A 22,717-nucleotide genomic window follows, 5' to 3' on the forward strand; every position below is an offset into this window, starting at 1 on the left:
TTTTGGTTTAAGTGTAATGGCAAGAGGAGAAAAACGCAAATAATTACGGAGAAATGGCAGACGATTCAGCAGGCATGCAAATTCATTACCCCTTCAGTTCAAACACTTCCGCAAGCAATCGATACGAATGTATTCTCGCCGCCACATCATGAATAGGTGACACAACCATGATCTCATCGGCCTGATAGGCCTCATTCAGCTTAAGCATTTCCGCTTTCACTTGCTCTGGCGTGCCGACGATCCGCTTATGCTGGCGATCTTGGATCAAAGCCAAATCCCCCGGTGTGTAGGGATAATTCATCGCTGTTTCAACGGATGGAAAAGACGGCAGCAATGCGCCGCGGCCAAGCGACAGGAAAAACAAATCCGTGCTTGTAGCCAGACGCTTCGCCTCCTCTTCCGTATCCGCACAAATAACCATAATCGCCGCTAGCGAATGAGCTTGTTCGTTCAAAATCGACGGCTTGAAATGCTCGCGATAAATCCGCAAAGCCTGTTCGCAATCCGCATTGCCAAAAAACTGCGCAAAGCCAAAAGCAGCCCCTTGATCCGCGGCAATCCGGGCACTGTCGTAGGAAGAACCGAGCAGCCAAATTTCCGGTGCAGTTGAAATGACCGGAGATGCGTGCAAGGCTGCAAAACGGTGATTCGCCGGAAGCGAATCATATAAATACCCCGTCAGGTCAGCAACCTGCTGCGGATATTGGTCTACGCTCGTGTATTTCCCCTCTTGCAGCGCGCGCGTCGATATCGGCATCCCGCCGGGAGCCCGTCCGAGTCCGACGTCAATCCGCCCCGGGTGCAGCGCCTCCAGCAAGCGGAAATTTTCAGCTACTTTATAGGCGCTGTAATGAGGAAGCATGATGCCGCCCGATCCTAATCGTATCCGATTCGTTTTGGCGGCCAAATGTGCGATAAGCACCTCCGGGCTTGAGTGGGCGAGCGCCTGCGAGGCGTGATGCTCCGATACCCAATACCGGGTGTATCCTAATTTGTCTGCTTCTTGGGCCAGCTCCGTCGTTTCAGCCAGCGCATGTGCCGCTGTGCGGCCTTCCCCTATTTGTGATTGGTCCAAAATACCCAATTTCAACATCGTTGATCACCTCTGCACTAACTGTAACACAAACAAGCACAGAATAGCAAAAAAAACAGCCAAGCTGCGAGCTCTTGACTGTTTGCAACAATTCTTTTATTGCGCTACCCGGGAACGCTTTAGCGTATAGGAAGACGGCAATCTGTAAATACGTTGACGCCGCTCTTCATTTTGCAAAAACACGGATAGCGTTGTGAATGCTTCCTGCGCATCCGCTCCTTCAACCAGCAGCCGAATCGTTTCGTGCGCGTCAAGCGAAAGGCTTAATGTCACGACGCCCAACAGTCCTTTGGCATTCAGCATCTCCCCCTTGGAGCCTACATAAATTTGGCTCGAATAGCGGCTGGCCATCGCGACGAAATTCAAAACCTGCTCGATCGTCCAAGGGCGATACATTTCAAATGACCACTCAATTTTCAAGATGTTCTCCTCCTTGTTGTGTCTTTTAAAAAATCGGAATCCGGTACTTGTCTCCTTCTTCGGAGTAAAGATGCGCTTCAGAGCTGAACAGATCGATTTGCAGCGGCGGATTTTGAATCGCGTTTAACGTAATTTTGTTGTGCTTTAACGCAGTCAGCAAGGACGGGATCAGCTTATGATCCGTTCCCACCAAGTTCACGACGACAGGGACGTCATTATACGAAATGTTTGTACGATTCATTACAGCAAAACCTCCGTTTCATAAAATAAAAAAGCATGGACTCAGCATCCACGCTTCCGGTTTTCCGGTCAGAATTAGATTTCATTAAATTCCAATAAGTTTACTATGAATTAACTTGTTGTTTGTATATTAACACTGACGCTTACGATTTGTCAACCGCCTCCAAATCGATACGATTTGTTTATTTCAGAGGCGATACGTAAGGATTAATCAATTTTGAATAATAAAAGCCAGAAATAGACAATATCTCTCAATTTGCACCTCTACCAAAAATTGGCGTTTAATGATAGTTTAAGATATACATCAAAGCGAGGGAGAGATCTCAATGAGAACCATTTATGAGAATTACCGAGGCTTTAAAATTTGCAAAGAAGAGAGCACCTATAATGCCATTTCTTCAGACCATGTGGTTTTCAGCCGCTGGCAGCTGAGTCAAGTTCTGGATACAGTCGATCAATATGTGGAAATTACCGATCACAACGCGTCAACAGATACCGAATTTGGTTTGCCTCAAAACTAAACTTAACCATAGCAAACTTGCTTCGCAGGCAAAAGAACCTAGCGGTATACTTGCCGTTAGGTTCTTTATGCAGCACAACTAGTGCCCGGTTCATCACAGCTGATCCACGTCTACCGTCATGACATTTTCAATTTTTTTAATATAATAATAAATTTCCGTTGTATACTGATCTTCAGGCACGGACAATATTAAATCCAACTGCTGGTTTCCATTGTCTAAATCTCTAAGCTTCATGTGCCGCAACTTATATTCCGTAGATTTGCTATTCCCCGTATTTTTGCGCTCAATGGTCTGGATTAATTCCGTCATTCTGTAGTTGGGTTTCACGACGATTTTGACGGCGACATCATGTCTGTTCAAATTGTTTAGTCCGGCGATTTTAATCAGATAGGGCACGGCATTGACGGCAATGATCAAGAGAACAACACCGCTGGCCGCTTCCCAGTAAAATCCGGCACCGACTGCAATTCCTATTGCCGATGCCGCCCAAATCAAAGCCGCGGAGGTTAGACCGGATATGACTTCGTTGCTTCTTCTCAAAATGACCCCGGCGCCAATAAAACCGACACCGCTCACAATCTGCGCGGCTAAGCGCATCGGGTCCATATTGGGATGATTGGCGCCGGCAAATTTATCAAACGCATGAATGGAAACAATCGTGATTAAGCAGCTGGCCATACAGATGACCATACATGGTCGCAACCCAAGCTGTTTTTGTTTAATTTGTCTGTCAATGCCGATTAGAAGTCCAAAACATAATGCTAAAAAAAGTTTCAAGATCAATGCTATGGTCATCTGTATCACCTCTTAATCATTTCTTTTAGAGCCACTCGTTAAATTTGCGAATATACCATTTCTTGATGGCCTGCGTAAGGAAGCAGTAGCTCAGCAATATCGCTGCGAGCCAAGGGAAGTAGGAAAGCGGCAACGGTTGTAAGCCAACGCTGGAACCGAACGCGGAGAATGGAATGAATATGCCTGCAAGGATAATCAAGCTTGTTAATAACAGAACTGGCATGCTGGCTCTGCTTTGAATAAATGGGATTTTTTCAGTGCGAATCATATGAACGATTAACGTTTGGGATAATAAACCTTCAATAAACCATCCGGATTGAAACAAAGACTGACTTTCAACTGTATTGGCAGCAAAAACAAAATACATAAGGAAGTACGTGGCATAATCGAAAATGGAACTTATAGGACCGATAAAGAGCATAAATCTTCCCACAGATTTTGCATCCCATTTTCTTGGCTTCTTTAAAAATTCGTTATCCATTCGATCCCAAGGAATCGACAACTGTGAGATATCATAGAACAAGTTTTGAATAAGCAAATGAATAGGCAGCATCGGGAGAAAGGGCAGAAACGCGCTGGAACCCATGACACTAAAGACATTGCCGAAGTTCGAACTGGCTGTCATTTTAATGTACTTAATAATATTGCCGAACGTTAAACGCCCCTCGATAACACCCGCTTCCAAAACCATCAAGCTTTTCTCAAGCAAAATAATGTCCGCAGACTCTTTGGCGATATCGACAGCGGTATCTACTGAAATGCCTACATCTGCATCGCGTAAAGCTGCTGCGTCATTGATCCCGTCTCCCATAAACCCAACCGTATGACCCTTGGACTGCAGCGCCTTAACGATTCTGGATTTTTGTAACGGATTTAATTTAGCGAAAACCGCTGTTTTCTCAGCTAGATCGGCAAGCTGTTCATCGTTCAAACGGTCGATTTCGCTTCCTAACACAATTTTACTTACATGAAGGCCGACATCTTTGCACACTTTGCGAGTAACGGCTGCGTTATCGCCAGTCAATACTTTGACCTCTACGCCGTTTTGTTTTAATGCCTGAATAGCTGTCTTCGCTGTTTCTTTCGGCGGATCTATGAACCCGACATAGCCAACAAGCGTAAGATTCGTCTCATCTTGTTTTCCGTAAGGATCATTTTTGGGGTTAAGCGTTTTGACGGCAACGGCAATTACACGGAGTCCGTCATTGTTCAATTCATGCACAAGCTGCTGAGCCCTTAGCGTCATTTGAGGCGTAAGCTCCAGGCGCTCACCGTCATCTAACACATGGGAACAAACACTGAGAATTTCCTCCATAGCTCCTTTGCAAATGAGCACATGGCCATTGCCGCTTTTCTCCAGTACGACAGACATTCGGCGGCGGTTAAAATCAAATGGGATTTCATCTATTTTGCTATAATTTTTTTCAGCTCCTAGAACATCTGTCAGTTCTACATGTTCCAATACCGCAACATCCAATAAATTTTTAAGTCCAGTCTGATGAAAGCTGTTCAAATAAGCGTATTCGAGCACTTTCAAATTTTCATTGCCATGAATGTCCATATATTTTTCGAGAATGATTTTATCCTGCGTGAGCGTCCCCGTTTTATCCGTGCAAAGAATATTCATCGCCCCAAAATTTTGGATCGCATTTAACCGTTTAACGACTACTTTGTTTTGCGACATGACGGAGGCGCCTTTGGCTAAGTTTGTAGTAACGATAACAGGAAGCATTTCAGGTGTCAGACCAACGGCAATGGACATGCCGAACAGTAATGCATCCCACCAGTCCCCTTTGGTGAAGCCGTTAATAAAGAAGATAATCGGAACCATAATCAGCATAAATCGGATAAGGAGAAAGGAGACGCTGTTGACACCTTTATCAAAACTTGTCAGAGGACGCGTGCCGGTCAATATTTTGGCCATCGACCCAAAGTAAGTTGAAGCTCCTGTAGATATCACAACAGCCATAGCCGTGCCGCTAACGACATTCGTACCCATATAGCACATGTTGTCAAGCTCAAGTGCATTGGCGTGCCTGGGCAGCTTTGTTTTATGAAGCTTGGTCAAGCTCGTATCCTGCTTTTCCATAGGAAGAGCCTCTCCTGTAAGGGAGGATTCGCTGACAAAAAGATCCTTGGAGGTTAGCAGCCTGACGTCCGCTGGAATTAAGTCGCCTGCAGACAGATGGACGATATCCCCTGGAACAAGTTGATCCATATCAATCTCCTGCTTCGATCCGTTACGAGTCACTGTGGCGGTTGTTCTTACCATTGCCTTTAGCTTCTCAACGGCCCGCATGGAACGGAATTCCTGGGTAAATGTTATGAGTACACTAATCGCAATCATTAAGCTAAGTACGAGTTGACCTACCGTATCATCCGTAAAAATTGCAAAAATGTCTAATGCCAAAAGAATAAGAATGAACGGATTCTTAAAGCATAACAACAGCTGCACGTACCATACTGGCGGCTTTTCATGAGCGATTTGATTTTTCCCGTATTTGTTCAGCTTTTCTTTAACCTCTGAATCTTTTAAGCCCTCATAGGAAGCTGCCAATTCCTCCATTAAATCCTCTTTGTCGCAAATGGACATCTTAATAAGACGATTTGTTATTTCTTGATTCGTTTGGTCATTCCGTTTGTTGTTTTTCATTGGTTATTCCTCCACCGTCGTATTTGGACACAAAAAAGCTCTCCCAGGAGGAGAGCCGTTGGCTTTGGAACCCGTTCTATTTCATTCAATCCGTACATGGACACACTTAAATAAACTTACCCTTATGTAAATAATGGATAAATTTGTAAATTTTAAGGTTATGGGGGATCGAAGCAAACGAGTTCCTGCTCTTCACAGGATAATTCCGTACATATGTTATTCTTCGCCTACTCGGACTACTGTCCATGTGAATCCCCCCTTTTTCAAATGAAAATCCCTCTAGGTTCACCTAGAGGGATCATAAATAAGCGCGCAAAAAAGACACTTAACCGTTCCCCCTAGTCGAGCTTTAGCACTATACAACGTAAAGAGATCCGATATCTCTTAGCCACCTTATGAAAAGCCTTAATCCGGCAGTTCCTGTTCTACCCATTGGCATCTTTCGATGTTTCCGGGCAGTGGCCTATGTTTGTATAGGAGCCTCACCTAACGAGGTCATATGTTTTACATGAGAATACTACACTCATATTCAGGAATGTGTCAACAACTTTTTTTCTACGAACAAAAATTTTCTTCATCCTGAGATCGTCTCAACGGCTGGGGGGCTGCTTCCATTCATGCTCATCGAGAATCGCCGGGATCTCAATCCAGGCACGTACGCCTTGATCTTCCCGATGGCTGTAATGCAAGCCGTAACTGCCCCCGAAGTGGAGCTGAATCCGCTTTTGAACGTTGATAATTCCGAAGCCCCGATTGCTTTCTTTCCCTTGCAGAATCGCATTCAACATGTCGATATCGGCCTGCCTGTAACCGTTGTCCTCGACACTGATGATGACAAGACCATCGCGGCTTCGCACCTTAATCCATAACTCTCCGTCTTGGCTCATATGCTTAATGCCGTGCAGAATCGCATTCTCAATAATGGGCTGCAGTATGACCTTCGGCACGAGAAACTTTTTCGCATCCTCTTCAATGTCCCAATGCACCTGAAAAGCGTACTCGTACCGGAACAATTGCAACCGTACATACGCCTCCGCATGATTGATTTCCTCCATCACCGGAATCAACAGCTTTCCTTTGCTTAGCCCGATCCGCATAATGAGCGACAAATCCTTAATCATTTCAGCCGACTCCGCCGCCCCTTCCATAAACGTATGCCAGTAGACAGACTCCAGCGTATTATAAAGGAGATGCGGATTAATTTGCGTATGGAGAATCGACAATTCAATTTCCTTATGCTTTAATTCCAGCTCATATTGATCATAAATCGTTTGATTTAAACGGTCGGTCATCCGGATAAAATGATTGCTCAGCAGCACGATCTCGTTTTTGCTCTCCGAATGCATGGAGATCGCCAGCGGCCTGCCGGGATGATAGGAGTTCGTAATGCGCGCCAGCCGCGAAATCGGCTTCAGAATCGATTGAATAAAATACATGCTCGCCAAAATTAAAATAAAGAAATAAATAAACATGATCCAATCCACCAGACGCTGCACAGAGATGTGATCGATGATAATCGATTGCACGGGAACCCGCATCAGCAGCTTCGTGTTCGTAACTTCGCTGGTATGAAGCACATGCATATACTCCACGCCGCCTTCTTTCAGCTTATAAACCCCCTCCACTTTATCCGCATCAACGGGCATTGTGGAGCCGATTTGGAATTTCTCCGTGTTGGTGGCGAGCACCGTATTCTCTTGATCCAGCAGCATAACTTGGGCATCCGCATACTTGTCAAACGGCGAGAAATCCTGCTGCAAAGGCGTCTCGATTCCCGACACAAGCAGGTAGCCGATGACGGTTTCACCGTTATAAATGCTGTTGAGCTGCCGCAGGTAGGCAACGGTTTGCACGCTATTCGGATTGAAGCCGAACTTATCGATAACGCGAAGCACACCTTTCCCCTTAGCTTGACTAACCGATTTATACCAGGAGAGCGCATTCAAATCCGTTGCATAAAAAATGCCGTTGTTTAAAATATCGGAATTCGGCACAAAGGAATACTGCTTATCGGTATCTGAAAAGAACATGGAATAACGAATCGCATTCGTTGAATAATTGCTTAAATATTTATCAAGCGTCTTAAAGATTTCAAACCGCTCATATTCCGACGATGAAGGGATGCTGACGAGCTGTTGAATCTCTTGGGAGATCATGATTTTCTCCGTTTTTTCCTCGAAATCGCTGCTTTCCCTGTCTAATGTTAAGTGGCTTCCCCGCACCAGCTGCAGCAGCGCATTTCCCACCTGCTCTTCTGTAATGGACTCCAGCTTCTTCGCGACGACCAAATCCAAGACCAATATGGGAATGACGACGAATAAGATAAGCAGGACGATCAGCTTTTTCATCAGATTCATATTACGCAGCATTTTACGCATACTGATTTTCCTTCCTTTCCAGCCCTTCCATTTCGTCTTAGTTTCGCGATCGCGGGGACATTCTCCTTTAGGCAAAAGAAAACGCCACCAGAAATAGCTTCTGATGGACGTTCTTCGCTACCCTTTCACACTGGAAACCGAGATGCCGCGAATAATAAATTTTTGAAAAATGAGGAAAAACACCACCGGCGGCAGCATCGCCATCGTCAATACGGCAAAACGGACGCTCCACGGAATGACCGATGTCGGGTACACCACATACAAATAGATGCCTGTTGCGAGCGGGTACATCCCTCTTTCCGTCATCACAAGACTAGGCCAATAGAAATCGTTCCACGTCGCCGAAAAAGACAGCATCAACAGCGTACCGATGATCGGAGTGGAAAGCGGAACCGCTATTTGGATAAAGGAGCTGAACTCGCTTGCCCCGTCCATCCTTGCGGCTTCCAATATTTCTTTGTGAATGCCATCGAAGAAGTTTTTGAGCAGCAGCATGAAGTAAGCGTTCGCCGCAGCCGGCAGCCAGAAGGCCCAATACGTATTCAGCATGCCCAAGCTTTTCAGGTTGAGCAGGTTCGGGACGATGTACGTAGCCGGCGGAATGAGCAGCGTAGAAAAGAAAAACAGCGTCACCCAGCGTTTGAACGGCACTCTTAAATGCGACAGCGCGTAAGCCGCCAATCCGATCAGCAGCAGCGAAACGACCACGTTGCCGATATAGATGAACACGGTATTTTTAAGAAAGGTCAACAAAGGCAGGTCGAATCCGGTAAAAGCATCCTTATAGTTTCTCCAGATCCAGTTTTCCGGGAAAAAGGTCGGAGGAAAAGCAAAAAATTCCTCGCGTGTTTTCAGCGACCCAAAGAACGTATCGAAAAAAGGATACAGCATCGTCGCTCCCAGCAAGAGCATCAACAGCACCATGGTGGTGTAGCCCGTGCGCACGGTGCCTTTTTTCATATCATATCTGGAAATAATGCCGCGTTCTTCTTGCTTCATGCCTTCTCACCTCTACGCTGCAGCAGATTATATAACACGGACAACAAGATTAAGACGAAAAACATCAAGCTGCCCATGGCACTCGCTTTGCCAAAGTCAAGATCGCGGAATGCCGTGTGATTGAGCCACAGCAGGTACGTTAGCGTCGCATTGTTCGGCCCGCCGTCCGTCATGGACAATTGCGCCTGGAAGCCTTGTGACGTAGTGATTACCTGCAGAAGAAGCAGGAGCAGCATCAAGGTTCGGATACTCGGCAGCGTGATGTAGCGGATTCGCTGCCATACGCTGGCTCCGTCAATCTCAGCCGCTTCGTAGATGTCCCTCGGAATCCCGACGATTGCCGCGATATAGATGAGCGTCGCTGCTCCGAAGCTCTGCCATGTTTCCAGCAAGACGATGGAACCCATGGCCAGTTTCGGGCTGAAAAATTCCAGTTTGGGTAGACCCAGCGTTTGTAAAAAGGAATTGATCGGACCTACGGCATCGTAGAACCACTGCCACATCCCGTACAGAACGATAGCGGGAATCGCACTTGGCAGGTATCCGATAATGCGCGCTCCCCCCTGAAACCATTTCAATTCCGAGACAGCGATGGCAACGAGCGGCGGAACCCAGAAGCCAAGCACGATACCGAGGCCCATATAATACAACGTATTTTTGACAGATATAAGGAGCAGCTCATCATGAAAAATACTCACATAGTTGGCCAAGCCAATAAAATGGTTGCCATCCACGAAATCAATATTGTAAAAGCTGTAGAAAATGCCTTTGATAATCGGCACCCACAAGAAAATAATAAAGAACACAATCTCCGGGACGATAAATATAGTCCCCCATAGATACCAGTTGATTTTCTTCTTTACGGAGCTTGCCGCTGCCACAGGCTGTACATGTAATTCTGCATCCATCTCCAACACTCCTTATGAAATCGGACCTAAACCGCGAGGCGGCTTAGATCCGATCGATCCGGTCACTATTCGACTTTCACTTTATCAAACACTTCCGTTTGCACTTTGTTCGACGCATCGCTTAAAGCCTTTTTCAAATCTACATCTTTGGTTGTGAACACTTTTTGGATCACGTTGGCCATCTCTGTGTAGTATTTTTGCGCTTCATACTGCGCTTCCGGCTTGCCGTCCCACAGGCTGAGAAGCTGCGGATCGTATTTGAAAACGTTGTCGTATTTAGCTAACAGATCGGTGTACTTTTTACCGAAATCGGAGGAATCTTTCCAGTAGTTGATCGGCTGCGGGATGTAGACACGGTTTTTCGTTTTACGGTCTTCGATCTCTTTTTTCGTGGAGTTTAAGAAATCGTCCGTGAAATACTCATCTGTGATCCATTTGAAAGCAACAGCCTGCTGATCCTTGTCGCTCTTCGGATTGATTACGCGGTAGTTGCCTCCGAGAACCCCCGTATGCTTGCCGCCTTTGGTCAAAGCGGGCATTGGATAGACGACCATATCCTCTTTGGAAATACCGCCTTCGTTAATCGCCGTATCTGCCGCATTGCCGCTTCCGCACATAACCATCGCGCCGCGTCCTTGTGAGAAGGCGCTTAATGCGTCGCCATAGCCGAGCGCCCAGTTTTGCGGAATCAAGTTCTCGTCTTTCAGCTTTTTATAAAATTCAAGCGCTTTCAAGCCCGCGTCCGAATTGAAAATGCCGACGACTTTACCGCCATCAAGCTTCTGCACATCCCCGCCGGCCGCATAGAGGAAATTCGTCCAGTTCCAGCCTGCTTCCGGGCCTTTTCCCATGGGGATGAAACCTGCGATGCCTTTGGCCGGATCATTGATTTTTCTTGCCGCATCGAGCAGATCGTCCCATGTCCAGTCCATTGGCGGCAGTTCTACGCCTTTATCTTTAAACAGCTTTTTGTTCAGCGTAATGGTCATTACGTATCCGTCAATCGGCACGCCGTACGTTTTTCCATTCACCACAAAAGGTTTGGAGAGAAGATCATTCATATCTTTCGCATGTTCCCACGCATTCATTGAATCGGTAATGTCCGCTACCCATTTCTTGTCAACGAGTACTTTGCCTTCGGTTGCATACGTCGTATACTCGGTTGGAGCGCTGTTGGAAGCCATTTTGATGCCGATTTCCAGCGGATTGTACTGCCAGTCATCCTTCTTGAATTCAACGTTCGGGTTTTTCGCTTTAAAGCGGGCGATCCGTTGATCCAGCTGATCGTTCTTTTCCTTCTGGTCCGGCTTGAAGCCTTGGGCGGTAATGGTCACCTTTTTGGCGGCAGGCGCTGCGGTTTGCGCATTGACTGCCGTGCTAGCGGCTGGGCTAGTGCTTGGCGTGCTCGTTGTAGCGGTTTGCGTGCCGCATCCTGCCAATAGGACCGTCAGCGCGATTGCACTGATTGCGGATGTCTTTTTACCTCTCATCTTTGGTTCCCCTTTCAAAATCATGTAATCTTTCATGTGCTGCTACAATTTCGATTATAAGGGGTGCCCTTGCGTCCTTGCGATGTGCCTTGTTACGCTTATCATGTCGCATATTACGGTCCCGTCTGTTTGATCTCGGAAATATTCACCCCGAAATGCTTCTTAAATATTTTGCTAAAATGCTCCGGCGATTCGTACCCGATCTCCTCCGAAATCTCGTAACGGCGTTTGTCGGTCGTGAGGATGAGCTGTTTCCCTTTCTCCATACGAAGCTGGGTCACATAATCCCAAATGCCCAGGCCCATCACTCTTTTAAACAAATAACTCAAATAATTCGGGCTCAAATGCACACTATCTGCGATGTCCTGCAGCTTCAGCCCTTTATCGCAAAAGTGGCCTTCAATATACGTTTTCGTATCAAAAACAATGCGATTGTTCGCCTCATCCACCTGTGTGCTCGTTAAACTCTGCTCATTCGTCGTTTTGCCGATGTCCTCGATGTAGAACATGTAGTGGTCTTTCCGCGTCTCGCCCCAAGTTAAGCTCTCCATCGCTTCTTTGTAAATGACAGGCCACTGGGTGATGCCTTCCCGGATGCGGCTGATGCCGATTTGGCATTTCACATTAACGTATTTCTGCAAATTCGCGTGCGTCATTTGGGCTACCATCAGCATTTGATTAATACGGAGCGTGCCTCGTTTCTCTTCCTCGGGAACTTGCATCAGCAAGGAGAAGGTCGAGTTGTGGGTGTTGAAGACAAGATGACTCCACTGGCTCGCGGTTTCCTCGATAATATTCAAAGCGGCGTATTTCAAAAGGCTGCGGTCCTTCATCGTGGATATCTGCTCATCGCGGATGCCGCCACGGTCTAGAAACAACTTGATCACGAGCATGCTGTAATGCGGGCCGGACAAGCGGTTACCGATCTTCTCAAGGATGCCTTGCACTTCGGATTCATGGACGGTTCCCGTGACGATCTCACTTAAATAATAGTTCATCTCCAGCGACGTAATGTCCGCCAGCGTTCGATTGCCTTCCCAATTGGAAAAATGCTGCTGCCGTTCTTCCTTTTCCTTGAGCAGCTTCGCCGTTATCGCAATGAGATGAGGCGGAGTAATCGGCTTAACCAAGTATTCCTTGGCTCCGAAACGGATCGCTTTCTGGGCGTATTCAAACTCGCCGTGGGCGGACAAAATGACGATCGGGATGGACGGATCTTCCATGAATATGTTTTCTATCAATTCAATGCCGTTCATTTTTTCCATTTGAATATCGGTAAACACGAGATCAATTTTCTCCAAATGGATAAAATCCAGCGCTTCAAATCCGTTATATGCCATAAAAACCTCGCCGATATCCAGCTTGGACTGCTTCAATATGGTCGCAACACCTTTGCAAATCATCGGCTCGTCATCTACGACTAAAATATTAACCATGGGGCCACCTCGGCATTCTTTTCAAGCATATATTACATTCTATTGTACAACAGATGGGTTTCCTATGTGTATTATTACGAATTTCGTGTCGGATATATGGGAGGGAGACCTTGCTAAACCCAAATAAAAACCCGCCCCCATCACGTATCGATGAGAACGGGTTTATCGCAGGATGCATTATTTCATTTGCTGCAATAAATTGACGCGGTAAGCTTCGCTTTCCAAGCCTTGAATTTCCTTGTACTCTTCCTCGGTCAGCCTTCTCGGCGTACCGACCGATTTGGCGATGAGGTAAATCTTTGCGCTTTCTTCCATCACTTCGGTGCGGTAGTAGGCTTCGCGCAAATTTTTGCCGGTCGTGACGAGTCCATGATTTTTGAGCAAAATCGAGCTGTAACGATCCGCTTTTTCCGCTACAAGATTAGCGAGCTTATCGGTCGTCGGCACGACATACGGCACGAAAGCCACATCGCCGACAAGCGCAGCTTGATCCGGGAACAGCATAGGCAGCTCGTCGTCAACAAGCGTCAATGCAATGCAATAAGCCGGATGCGTATGCACGATCGCCGTCATGTTCGGGTTCACGCGATAGCAGAATAAGTGCATGAGCACTTCAGACGACGGACGAAACGTTTTATCCAAAATGGTTCCCGAAGGGATATCAACCGGCACCCACTGCTCCGGCTCAATGTCTTCCAGGGCAAATCCGCTCGGCGAAAGATACATCGTATCCTCGAATCTTGCGCTGATATTGCCGCCCGGCCCTACGACGAGGCCTTTGGCTACACTTTTACGGGCATACTTCGTTAATTCTTCTCTTATATGTTGCTCAGACATCGCGTCTTCAGCTCCTTACAATTCTCTTGGCAATGACTTGCAAATAGGTTTGGTAAGCCTCCTGCCACTCGGCCCCGTCCTTAGACTCATAGCGATCCGGAGGAAAAGAATCCCGGACGGCCTGGCGAATCTGATCCAGCGACTGAACCTCGCCATGCGCTTTAACCTGCATCATGATATTGCCGATGGCCGTCGCTTCGACAGGACCGGCGATGACCGGACGTCCGGTCGCATTCGCGGTTAGCTGACAGAGCAGCTGATTTTGAATGCCGCCGCCTACCATATGAATCGTTTGAAGCTTCCTGCCGAGCAGCTCTTCGATTTCATCCAGCGTTTGCTTGAATTTCATCGCCAAACTGTCCACTACGCAGCGGATGAGCTCCGCTTTTGTTTGGGGCACGGCTTGCCCCGTTTGGACGCAATAGCGCCGAATGCGCTCAGGCATATTGCCCGGAGCCAGGAAGACCGGGTCCTGCGCATCCACGTAGCTTTGCAGCCCGGGCTCCGCCTTCGCCATCTCCTGCATTTGAGCGTAGCTGAGGGATTCTCCCTCCAGCTCCCACTGTCTTTTGCATTCTTGGAGCAGCCAAAGGCCCATAATATTTTTTAGCATGCGAATTTTGTGCTCGGCTCCGCCTTCATTCGTAAAGCCGTAGCGAAGGCTTTCTTCGGTAAGGATCGGCTGATCGATTTCAACGCCCATTAGCGACCAAGTGCCGCAGGAAATGAACGCGTAATCTTTCTCCAAAGAAGGAATAGACACAACCGCCGAAGCCGTGTCATGCGAAGCTGTCGCGATGACAGACATACCGCCGATTTGCAGCTCCTCTGCAATGTCTTTGCGCAGATTGCCTTCCATCGTTCCCGGCATCACAATGTCGGTGAACAAACCGGCCGGAATACCAAGCTTGTGCAGCAAGCCCTTATCCCAGTCCCTTGCCGCCGAATCGAGCAGCCCGGTTGTGCTCGCGATCGTGTACTCCGTAGAGCGAATGCCGGATAAATAGAAGCGGAATAAGTCCGGCATCAAGAGCAGACGAACATCCTCCGGCAGCGTTAATCCCTGCTCGCTGCGCTCGGCATACAGCTGAAAAATCGTATTAAAAGATAAGGGCTGAATCCCCGACCTGCTGTATAATTCTTGCGGAGTGGTCTGCTGCAGCATGGCCTCCATGGCCTGTGCATTGCGGGCTTCCCTGTAATGATACGGATTGCCGAGCAGCCTCCCTTTGCCGTCCACAAAGCCGTAATCCACACCCCACGTATCGACGGCAATCGATGCCGGACTTCCGGATGCCTGCTGCTTAAAGGCATGGATTCCTTTTTTCAGCTCATGAAAAAGCCTTAGAAAATCCCAAAACAATCTACCGTTAAGCTCAACGGGATCATTGGCGAAACGGTGAATTTCTTCTACCGAAAGCTTGGAGCCGTTCCATCGTCCGAGTATCGTTCTGCCGCTGCTAGCGCCGAAATCGACGGCCAACATATTCAAAGAGTTCGCTCCCACAGGTGCCACCTCAATTCCTGTTACTTGTATAAAGGACCGAAGGAGCTGCAAGCTCTGAAATCCGCGCCTTCAGGATCGGACGTTCCGAAATTGCTCCAGACACGCGGGCGGAAGATATGCTCTTTGGCCACGTTATGCATGGAAACCGGAATTCGTAGGACCGCCGCCAACGTGATCAAATCCGCTCCGATGTGGCCATAGCTGATCGAACCGTGGTTCGAGCCCCAGTTATCCATTACCGCATACACATCCGTAAATGAACCTTCCCCTGTCAAAATAGGAGCAAACCATGTCGTCGGCCACGTCGAATCCGTGCGATCATCCAATGTTTTATGAACGTCTTCAGGCAGATCCACCGAGTAGCCTTCCGCCAATTGCAGCACTGGTCCTAAGCCCTTCACAAGGTTGATCCGTGACATCGTGACAGGCATGCCGCCTTTGGTCAAGAAATCTGTCGAGTAGCCGCCACCGCGGAAATACTCAACGGAAGCCGGACGCCAAGAAGTCGCTTTCAGACATTTGTCCACTTCTTCGTCGGTGATTTCCCAGTATGGCTTCATAACGGGCTGGCCGTCACGCGTCTGCTCACCTGTCCCGTCGAGTGCCGCCGGGCCTGAGTTTATTAAATGGAGAATGCCGTCTTTCCCCGCACCGCTTAACGTGTGCCCGGTTACACGTTTGACCGCATCAGGACTCCAGTACGTTCTTACGTCTGCAAAAATTTGCGCGGTATTCGTGAGCAGATTGCCGAAAAGCATCGCAACCCCATTCAAGCTGTCATTTTCGGTTGCGACCAAATAAGGCGCGCGCTTGCCGTTCCAGTCAAAGGACGTATTCAAAATAGCTTCCATGAAGTCGCCGTTCGGGAAATGATCTGTCCAGTGGCGCTGTCCTTGGAAACCGGAAAGGATCGCGTTGTGACCAAGCGCTTCTTCTCCGAACTCCAGATCGGCCAGACGCGGGTTCCCTACCATCAAGTCTCTGACGATCAAGGACATTTTCACGACGGTTTCCCAATCTTGATCTTTTCTTTCGCGGGTTGTTTGGATCTGGGCGGGATTTTTATCCGGTCCTTCGGCGCAATTCTCTTTTACCCAGTTCAAGGCCAACTGATATTCTTCCGGATCGAAAATTTCCTCATCAATGCGGCGCACCAGCTCAGACATATCGACATATTCGTTGCGCATGCCCAAATAGTTCTGGAACAGCTCCTCGTTCACGATCGAACCGGCAATCCCCATGGAGACGGAGCCAATCGCCAAGTACGATTTGCCTTTCATATAAGCGGCAGCAAGACCTGCCTTCGAGAAACGGATCAGCTTCTCCTGAACGTCCTGCGGAATATCCGTCGTACCGGCGTCCTGCACATCCTTGCCGTAAATGCCGAATGCGGGAATGCCTTTTTGCGCGTGGCCCGATAAAACAGCCGCCAAATAAACCGCGCCCGGACGCTCCGTTCCGTTGAAGCCCCAAATCGCCTTCGGTGTGGATGGGTCCATATCCATCGTTTCTGTTCCGTAACACCAGCAAGGAGTAACCGTGATGGATACGCCTACACCTGATTTCGTGAATTTGCTCGCTGCCGCCGCCGCCTCGGCCACGCCGCCGATGCACGTGTCCGCAATGACACATTCGACAGGCTCGCCATTTGGATATTTCAATGTTTCGCTTAGTAGAGCGGCAACGGCTTTCGCCATGTTCATCGTCTGCTCTTCGAGCGATTCACGAACTCCTTTTCTTCTGCCGTCAATCGTGGGCCTGATCCCGATCTTTGGGAACTCTTGGTTCCATCTGTGTGTGCTGTGTGCCATTTAATAGCCTCCTCAGTTTTGGGTTATTGGGATATATGCTGCCAAATTTCGACTTATTTAGAGTTACCGATAATTCAAACTATGTGCTAATGACACCTTTTTTCAAAATCACATTGGCATACAGCGCTTTCTCGCTCGTTGCCACAATAGCATATGCTTTCTTCGCCCGTTCATAAAATGCAAAGCGTTCCACATACGCAATCTCCGGCTTCATATGCTTCTGTATCAGCTCTTCGTATGTGCCCCAGATCGGCGTTTCCACCTTATCGCCCGGGACCACCGCCATTAAAGCGACCGGTTGATCACTGTAACTATCCAGCGGGAACAAAGATAAAACCGCTTCCAACAATTCCGGTACGCCATGGCCGTCACAGCGAAGCAGACGACTTGCATGACTTGCTGCAGGAAAGTTCCCATCTGCCAAAACAATCTCATCGCCATGGCCCATCTCCATCAGCACCTTCAAAAGCTCTGGGGACAAAATGGCAGGTATCCCTTTTAGCATATTCAGATCCTCCTCTATAAATGTGTGTTACCGATAACTCAAAATTATCAACTTTAGACCTTGCTGTCAATCTTTAATTTCTATACAATAGACAAATAGCATGAGACATGGACTGAAAAAGGTGACGCTATTTGATTACAATTTATGATATCGCTGAGAAAGCCGGCGTGTCGGCCATGACCGTTTCCCGGGTTATCAATAACACAGGCCGCATCAGCGAGGCCACGCGCAAGCGTGTAAAGAAAGTCATGGAGGAGCTCCATTATATTCCGAACTCGATGGCTCGCAGCCTCGTTTTGCAAAAAACGAAAATACTGTCATTGCTCATTACAGATATTACGAACCCGTTCTACACGACGCTGGCGCGAGGCGCCGAGGACACCGCTTTACGCGCCGGGTACCGGCTGCTGTTCGCCAATAGCGACGAAGATTATGCGAAAGAGAAAGACTACGTCGATATGATCCTATCGACTCGTGTGGATGGCGTCCTCTTCGCGCCGACGGGGGATCACTCTTTGGAGAACTTGCAGCAGCTTCAAAAGCACAATATTCCTTTCGTCGTGCTTGACCGCGAAATTCCCGGCATCGAAGCGGATGTTGTGCTAGGCGACAGCAAGGAAGGCGCAAGAAAGCTGGTGGAGCACTTAATCAAGCTTGGGCACCGCCGTATTGCCATGATTAACGGCTCCCCCGATGTCTCTACGGCCCGCTTACGATACACCGGATATCGCGAAGCTCACCTGTTGAACGGTCTGGCTGTAGAGGATTCGCTGGTAGTTCACCTGAACTACCGGGACTTTCACGATGAATCGGCCTTAGATGCGCTGATCCATCATGCAGATCCGCCTACCGCCATCTTTGCCGCCAACAACATGCTCGCCGTCGGCGTGATTCAAGCCTTGAGAAAGCGCGGCTTGCAGGTTCCCGGCGATTTGTCGGTCGTCTGCTTCGACGATTTCGGCCACGCTGAAGCGATAAATCCGTTTCTGACCGTAGCTTCCCAGCCGGCCTACCAATTCGGCGCGCTGGGCATGCAGCTGCTGATCGAACGCATCGAAGGCGAGGCGATGTCCGAGAGCCGGAAAATGATCTTGCCGTCGGAGCTGCTCATCCGCTCGTCAACGCAACCACTCGCTGCATCCAAGGAGGTTACATGAACGCAAACGTTGAGCAAGCCCTTCAAACAGCCATCCAGAACTGGAACGCCATGTCGTCCTACCAAAGCGATGAGCAGGAAGCCGTCGCGGACCAATTCCAGTCCTCCTTCTACTTATTTATCGATGCTTTCCGCGAGTGGGTCTACGAACTGGAGCCAGGACCGCAAACTTTCGATGAACTGCTGGGCATCGATGCCGTACAAGATATCCTCGATGCGCTTCCGGCGCCGCTTCATCTCAACTTTGAGACGGAAGCCGAGCTGATCATGGACAATGTCCTTCGAATCGATGAGGAGAAGTATGATTAACCAAGGACAGCTGGGGTACCCCTGATATAACAAAAGGCTATCCCTAGTCATTTCTGACTTGTGGGACAGCCTTTTGTGCGGTTATGGTTCTTTGGTCGGAATAAGAGAAAAATTCCCCTCTAATTGGACTGCAGATGCTTGTCAGATCGAATTAGTGGGAAAAACTCCCTCTACTTTAACCGATTCGTAAGAATCTACGAAATCCGGTCTAATTAACGGGAGGTTCTCCTGCTAAATTCCTGCGAGGTCCTCATTCGAGCAATTTAGAGGGAGTTTCTCCCGTTATGTTACCTTGCCTTTTTCGTACATATGGGACAGGCTCTTTTGGCCGCCCCAGAAGGGCTTTCACACCTTCAAGGGCAACCCCCGCGTACGCTTACACCGTTTTATCTACAAAAGCAACATGGTTCTGCTCAGCAAACTTCTTCAATTTGCCCGCCATCGCCGCCACATCAAAACGGTTCAGCGTCCTGTTATACACCCAGCGCGGCGACTTGCCTTTCAAATGAATGACGACTTGCCCCGGAGCGTACACGATCTCGTTAATGTTATCCGCACTTAACACCAGTTCTCTGGCAAAGCCGCGCTTCGACAGGCTCGTTTTGCTCACCTTCAAATAAGGCCGGCGAATGAAATAAACGAACAAGCCTACCACCATGTAAGCGCTAGTCGTATACCAATACATCGTATCCCCGCTCGTTTTGGTCAAGGTCAACAGGAGAAAGACGGAAATCAGAACGAAAAACAACGCTAACATAATGCTTCTGCCCTTGAACACCTCAGCCCGGTCAGGGTCTGTAGAAATCGGGGCAATCCCTCTTTTCGACCTATCCTTATTTATTTTCTTTGCATTTTTACTAACCATTCGTTCCCACTTGCGAGACATTCATTTCACTCCTTGGTTTCTGCGTTCTTGGACTCCCTGTCATTTCAACAATCGATTCAATATGCCTTCATACCATTTCCACGGCAAAAAGCTTCTCGCCCACAGCCCCATCTTCACGCCGCGACCAAGCGGATACCGGAGCTTAGGCCCACGCTTGTCCACCAACCGCGCAATCGCGTCTGCGACTTCCTGCGGATCGGGCGCGGCCATGGACACTTTCCGCGAGTACGCCAGCATGCTGCCGAGCCGCCGCCAGTATGGCGAAGCTTCCGTCGTATGTATGCCCTCGAAGCCTTTGCGCCATATGTCCGTCCGGTAGGCTCCAGGCTCTACAAGAACAACGCGAACGCCGAAAGGCATCATCTCCAAGCGCAGGGATTCGCTAAAGCCCTCAATCGCGAACTTGGACGTGCTGTACGGCGCATAGCCCGGAAACGCGGACAGCCCGCTTACACTGCTCACATTGACGATACAGCCTGACTGATTGGCGCGCATGTATGGCAAAACGGCCTTTGTGGTCGCAATGACGCCAAACACATTCGTTTCCAGCTGGGATCGCCAAGCTTCCATCGGGACATCTTCCACATAACCGCCAACAGCGAAGCCGGCATTGTTAATCAGCACATCGATTCGTCCATACTTCTTCATGATATCAGAAACAGCCGTCTCAATCGATGTCTGAATCGTTACATCTAGGAACATGGTATCGATAGCTGAGCTTACGCCTGCTTTTTCAGCTTGCAGAAGCAAAGACTCGCTCCTGCTCAAATCGCGCATCGTTGCGATCACGCGATATCCTTGCCCAGCCAGCGCAATCGACGTCAATAAGCCGAATCCGCTGGATGCGCCTGTCACCAGCGCGACCCCGCGCGCAGAACTCATGTCCGACTTCCCCCTCATCCCTCAACTCACTACCCTTCATAATCCCACACAAACCCCATCATGTCGATATGCAAAAGTTATGAAATTGCTGTGTGCTCGCATGCGTCTACACTCCCGAGAAGAACGGGTTATTTCCGGGGAAATAGTGACCATAGCCCCTCCTCATCAAACCGTACGTAAGGTTTTCCCTCATACCCCTTTCCAATGTTCGTCATTCATGTGCACCATGCAGATCACAAAAGCGCTTTGAGTCCATATTGAATAACTAAGAAATTTACTTCTTGAAATAAACCTATCAACCTCGCATGTTGTCTCATCTTGGCATACCATTTCGTGAACCTCTACAGAATGTACTAGTCCATCTTGGCCAGCTTTACTTGGCTGTAGGCCGTGTAATAGAAATTCCTCCACCCCTGAATTTTTGGATTCAGCCATTCCACATGTTTAAGAAATGACTTATGCCTCATAGAGCGCATGAAATCTACGCTTCTTGTTCTCCTTGGCCGCATGACCTAGTTTCTTTTGGAGTTGTTGAACATTTTCCTTTGGTATTGTTAACCGTTCGGCATTCACTGACTCTTACCTCCTTCAAAAACATAAACAAAGCAGGGCTCCTTCCCTCCTTCGTCCAGTTGAGCGAAACTCAGCTTCCTCTCTCCCCTCTTGCGAGGCCTTTTGACGATGCGGCAGGATTCACTTCATGTTACGGCCTGGTAAGTGGCTCGCCCCGTCTCTGACAGATACTTTCGTCGATACGCTTTTACACACAGATTTCGCCAAATGCAAGTATCCTAGCTACACGGGGCTTGGCCCCTCCCGTGACCGGACTTCCACCGATTAGAAAATGCGTGCTTAGCTGGGCACGCAAAAACTCAAAAGCAGACACCCACTATGGGATGTCTGCTTCTCTCTAGTAACTTGGAAGGAAAGAATGATGTTTTCCTTTAAACTTTATTGGGTTGTACAAAATACTTCTTAATAAATAACTGTAAAGTATGCAGTAACTGGGTCAGGTGTGTTAACTATGTAATAATCCCAAGGAACGTTGCGTCTATTAGTACTATGATAGGATACATAAGAATAAGAACCTTCTTTATAAGTAACAATTGCTGTATGATCTTTAGTGCCATTATTTCCTCTATCATAGTTAATTACATCTCCAAGGTCAAGAAGAGACTGATCGTTAACTGACATCCCAGTTATTGTATTTGTGCTTCGAATTAAATTGAAAAATGAATTTGCTTGGACCCAAGGTATGGAATATAAAACTTGTCCTGCAGTTCCTGGTGAAATCCACCAATTTGGAGAATTTTCATAAGGCACAGATTGCTTACGTAATGGTATTCCTCCAGCGTTTAATGCTTGAGAAACAAAGTTAGTACAATCCTCAGTAAATGTCGTATAACTAGGATTATTACTTATTGCGTACTGCAAGGCATAATTAGCAGCTGAATTCCGATTATATGTATAAGGTGTCCATGCGCTAGACGACATTGGAGTAATTGCTTCAGGATACGTGATTGATCTTTCAATATCCTTAATATCAGATTTAGATTTAAGTTCGTTTGCCTTAAGTATCGTATTTGATGTGTCGTTTAGTGTTTTCGGTAAAGTAAATGATTCAATATTCTCATTAGCATCGAGGGTTAGTGTCACTTGATCTTTAAAAGCAGTCTCTGCTGTTGTATTTTCCCATGTAAAATATTGAGTAAGATCACCAGTGACAACAGTCTTATCATTTATTTTTTGCACATTGAGTTTAGTGAACTCAAAACGATAATCCTGTAGTTTTTTTTCATTTACTTCTTCCATGAACTTAATCATTACTAGTGCTTCATCATATTCAGATAACATTTTTTTGGGTTTTTTTTCTTTTATCTCTACCGACCTT

The 22,717-nt window shown here is 47.8% G+C and carries 21 protein-coding genes and 1 riboswitch; of the genes, 3 read left to right on the forward strand and 18 right to left on the reverse strand.

Going from position 1 to position 22,717, the window contains the following annotated elements:
- Positions 1–85 precede the first annotated feature (85 nt).
- The 3 genes from AC3WRW_RS17685 to AC3WRW_RS17695 all read right to left on the reverse strand — a co-directional run bounded on the left by AC3WRW_RS17685 (position 86) and on the right by AC3WRW_RS17695 (position 1,754).
- The gene (locus tag AC3WRW_RS17685) at positions 86–1,093 is read right to left on the reverse strand and encodes an LLM class flavin-dependent oxidoreductase (RefSeq protein WP_492547621.1); all 1,008 of its coding nucleotides are present in this window, start codon (positions 1,091–1,093) and stop codon (positions 86–88) included.
- Positions 1,094–1,189: 96 nt separating this feature from the next.
- The gene (locus AC3WRW_RS17690) at positions 1,190–1,513 is read right to left on the reverse strand and encodes an HPr family phosphocarrier protein (RefSeq protein WP_492547622.1); all 324 of its coding nucleotides are present in this window, start codon (positions 1,511–1,513) and stop codon (positions 1,190–1,192) included.
- 25 nt (positions 1,514–1,538) lie between these two features.
- On the reverse strand, positions 1,539–1,754 hold the full coding sequence (locus tag AC3WRW_RS17695; RefSeq protein WP_492547623.1) for a hypothetical protein: 216 nt from the start codon (positions 1,752–1,754) through the stop codon (positions 1,539–1,541).
- 325 nt (positions 1,755–2,079) lie between these two features.
- Here AC3WRW_RS17695 and AC3WRW_RS17700 point away from each other — a divergent pair, with 325 nt between their 5' ends.
- A complete protein-coding gene (locus AC3WRW_RS17700) occupies positions 2,080–2,274 on the forward strand; it encodes a hypothetical protein (protein ID WP_492547624.1) in 195 nt (64 codons plus the stop codon).
- A gap of 93 nt (positions 2,275–2,367) precedes the next feature.
- On the opposite strand, the gene AC3WRW_RS17705 is transcribed toward AC3WRW_RS17700, so the two are convergent.
- The 11 genes from AC3WRW_RS17705 to fucU all read right to left on the reverse strand — a co-directional run bounded on the left by AC3WRW_RS17705 (position 2,368) and on the right by fucU (position 17,593).
- Complete coding sequence (locus AC3WRW_RS17705; protein WP_492547625.1) at positions 2,368–3,069, reverse strand: MgtC/SapB family protein; 702 nt, start codon at positions 3,067–3,069, stop codon at positions 2,368–2,370.
- A 25-nt stretch (positions 3,070–3,094) separates the two neighbouring features.
- Positions 3,095–5,722 (reverse strand): magnesium-translocating P-type ATPase, encoded by a 2,628-nt coding sequence (mgtA, locus tag AC3WRW_RS17710; RefSeq protein ID WP_492547626.1) that lies wholly within the window; start codon positions 5,720–5,722, stop codon positions 3,095–3,097.
- A gap of 327 nt (positions 5,723–6,049) precedes the next feature.
- Positions 6,050–6,223: riboswitch (M-box (ykoK) riboswitch) on the reverse strand.
- Between the two features lie 89 nt (positions 6,224–6,312).
- Positions 6,313–8,100, reverse strand: coding sequence for a sensor histidine kinase (locus AC3WRW_RS17715; protein WP_492547627.1), 1,788 nt, complete (start codon positions 8,098–8,100; stop codon positions 6,313–6,315).
- A 117-nt stretch (positions 8,101–8,217) separates the two neighbouring features.
- Positions 8,218–9,099: a carbohydrate ABC transporter permease gene (locus AC3WRW_RS17720; RefSeq protein ID WP_492547628.1), complete on the reverse strand. Its 882-nt coding sequence runs from the start codon at positions 9,097–9,099 to the stop codon at positions 8,218–8,220.
- Positions 9,096–10,007, reverse strand: a complete 912-nt coding sequence (locus AC3WRW_RS17725) for a carbohydrate ABC transporter permease (RefSeq protein WP_492547629.1) — start codon at positions 10,005–10,007, stop codon at positions 9,096–9,098. Before AC3WRW_RS17725 ends, AC3WRW_RS17720 begins: the two co-directional genes overlap by 4 nt.
- A 65-nt stretch (positions 10,008–10,072) precedes the next feature.
- Positions 10,073–11,497, reverse strand: coding sequence for an ABC transporter substrate-binding protein (locus AC3WRW_RS17730; RefSeq protein WP_492547630.1), 1,425 nt, complete (start codon positions 11,495–11,497; stop codon positions 10,073–10,075).
- A gap of 113 nt (positions 11,498–11,610) precedes the next feature.
- On the reverse strand, positions 11,611–12,933 hold the full coding sequence (locus AC3WRW_RS17735) for a response regulator (protein ID WP_492547631.1): 1,323 nt from the start codon (positions 12,931–12,933) through the stop codon (positions 11,611–11,613).
- 177 nt (positions 12,934–13,110) lie between these two features.
- Complete coding sequence (locus AC3WRW_RS17740; RefSeq protein WP_492547632.1) at positions 13,111–13,770, reverse strand: class II aldolase/adducin family protein; 660 nt, start codon at positions 13,768–13,770, stop codon at positions 13,111–13,113.
- A gap of 7 nt (positions 13,771–13,777) precedes the next feature.
- Positions 13,778–15,256: a rhamnulokinase gene (locus tag AC3WRW_RS17745; protein ID WP_492547644.1), complete on the reverse strand. Its 1,479-nt coding sequence runs from the start codon at positions 15,254–15,256 to the stop codon at positions 13,778–13,780.
- A 41-nt stretch (positions 15,257–15,297) separates the two neighbouring features.
- Positions 15,298–17,088, reverse strand: a complete 1,791-nt coding sequence (locus AC3WRW_RS17750) for an L-fucose isomerase (RefSeq protein WP_492547633.1) — start codon at positions 17,086–17,088, stop codon at positions 15,298–15,300.
- Positions 17,089–17,167: 79 nt separating this feature from the next.
- The gene (fucU, locus tag AC3WRW_RS17755; RefSeq protein ID WP_492547634.1) at positions 17,168–17,593 is read right to left on the reverse strand and encodes an L-fucose mutarotase; all 426 of its coding nucleotides are present in this window, start codon (positions 17,591–17,593) and stop codon (positions 17,168–17,170) included.
- A 131-nt stretch (positions 17,594–17,724) separates the two neighbouring features.
- Between fucU and AC3WRW_RS17760 the strand changes: the two genes are divergently transcribed.
- Together AC3WRW_RS17760 and AC3WRW_RS17765 are read left to right on the forward strand one after the other, a co-directional pair.
- Complete coding sequence (locus AC3WRW_RS17760) at positions 17,725–18,750, forward strand: LacI family DNA-binding transcriptional regulator (RefSeq protein WP_492547635.1); 1,026 nt, start codon at positions 17,725–17,727, stop codon at positions 18,748–18,750.
- Positions 18,747–19,058: a hypothetical protein gene (locus AC3WRW_RS17765; protein WP_492547636.1), complete on the forward strand. Its 312-nt coding sequence runs from the start codon at positions 18,747–18,749 to the stop codon at positions 19,056–19,058. Before AC3WRW_RS17760 ends, AC3WRW_RS17765 begins: the two co-directional genes overlap by 4 nt.
- 376 nt (positions 19,059–19,434) lie before the next feature.
- Here AC3WRW_RS17765 and AC3WRW_RS17770 read toward each other — a convergent pair whose 3' ends face one another.
- From AC3WRW_RS17770 to AC3WRW_RS17785, 4 genes are all read right to left on the reverse strand, one after another.
- Positions 19,435–19,944 (reverse strand): hypothetical protein, encoded by a 510-nt coding sequence (locus AC3WRW_RS17770; protein WP_492547637.1) that lies wholly within the window; start codon positions 19,942–19,944, stop codon positions 19,435–19,437.
- 39 nt (positions 19,945–19,983) lie between these two features.
- The gene (locus AC3WRW_RS17775) at positions 19,984–20,826 is read right to left on the reverse strand and encodes an SDR family oxidoreductase (protein WP_492547638.1); all 843 of its coding nucleotides are present in this window, start codon (positions 20,824–20,826) and stop codon (positions 19,984–19,986) included.
- 353 nt (positions 20,827–21,179) lie between these two features.
- Entirely contained in the window at positions 21,180–21,335 is a 156-nt protein-coding gene (locus tag AC3WRW_RS17780) for a group II intron maturase-specific domain-containing protein (RefSeq protein ID WP_492547639.1), read from the reverse strand.
- A gap of 466 nt (positions 21,336–21,801) precedes the next feature.
- On the reverse strand, positions 21,802–22,717 hold a 916-nt coding region (locus AC3WRW_RS17785; RefSeq protein ID WP_492547640.1), incomplete at its 5' end, for an amidase domain-containing protein.

It is taken from the genome of Paenibacillus sp. FW126-R14 (assembly GCF_058789495.1).